Origin of the sequence: Arthrobacter liuii (genome assembly GCF_014639275.1) — a bacterium.
Lineage (GTDB): Bacteria > Actinomycetota > Actinomycetes > Actinomycetales > Micrococcaceae > Arthrobacter > Arthrobacter liuii.
Genome location: NZ_BMFW01000078.1, coordinates 1 through 1,092, shown reverse-complemented (window position 1 = coordinate 1,092; position 1,092 = coordinate 1). Strand labels below are relative to the sequence as shown.

Sequence of the window (1,092 nt, the reverse complement as noted above, 5' to 3'; positions counted from 1 at the left end):
GGTTGTTGTAGGCGCTCCTTAGAAAGGAGGTGATCCAGCCGCACCTTCCGGTACGGCTACCTTGTTACGACTTAGTCCCAATCGCCAGTCCCACCTTCGACAGCTCCCCCCCTTACGGGTTAGGCCACCGGCTTCGGGTGTTACCAACTTTCGTGACTTGACGGGCGGTGTGTACAAGGCCCGGGAACGTATTCACCGCAGCGTTGCTGATCTGCGATTACTAGCGACTCCGACTTCATGGGGTCGAGTTGCAGACCCCAATCCGAACTGAGACCGGCTTTTTGGGATTAGCTCCACCTCACAGTATCGCAACCCTTTGTACCGGCCATTGTAGCATGCGTGAAGCCCAAGACATAAGGGGCATGATGATTTGACGTCGTCCCCACCTTCCTCCGAGTTGACCCCGGCAGTCTCCCATGAGTCCCCGGCACTACCCGCTGGCAACATGGAACGAGGGTTGCGCTCGTTGCGGGACTTAACCCAACATCTCACGACACGAGCTGACGACAACCATGCACCACCTGTAAACCAACCCCAAAAGGGAAGAACTGTTTCCAGCCCGGTCTGGTTCATGTCAAGCCTTGGTAAGGTTCTTCGCGTTGCATCGAATTAATCCGCATGCTCCGCCGCTTGTGCGGGCCCCCGTCAATTCCTTTGAGTTTTAGCCTTGCGGCCGTACTCCCCAGGCGGGGCACTTAATGCGTTAGCTACGGCGCGGAAAACGTGGAATGTCCCCCACACCTAGTGCCCAACGTTTACGGCATGGACTACCAGGGTATCTAATCCTGTTCGCTCCCCATGCTTTCGCTCCTCAGCGTCAGTTAATGCCCAGAGACCTGCCTTCGCCATCGGTGTTCCTCCTGATATCTGCGCATTTCACCGCTACACCAGGAATTCCAGTCTCCCCTACATCACTCTAGTCTGCCCGTACCCACCGCAGATCCGGAGTTGAGCCCCGGACTTTCACGGCAGACGCGACAAACCGCCTACGAGCTCTTTACGCCCAATAATTCCGGATAACGCTTGCGCCCTACGTATTACCGCGGCTGCTGGCACGTAGTTAGCCGGCGCTTCTTCTGCAGGTACCGTCAC

At 56.9% G+C, this 1,092-nt stretch carries 1 rRNA gene; it reads right to left on the bottom strand.

The features are described from left to right. Positions 1-22 precede the first annotated feature (22 nt). Positions 23-1,092: ribosomal RNA gene (locus IEW19_RS23140) — 16S ribosomal RNA — on the bottom strand; the annotation flags it as partial.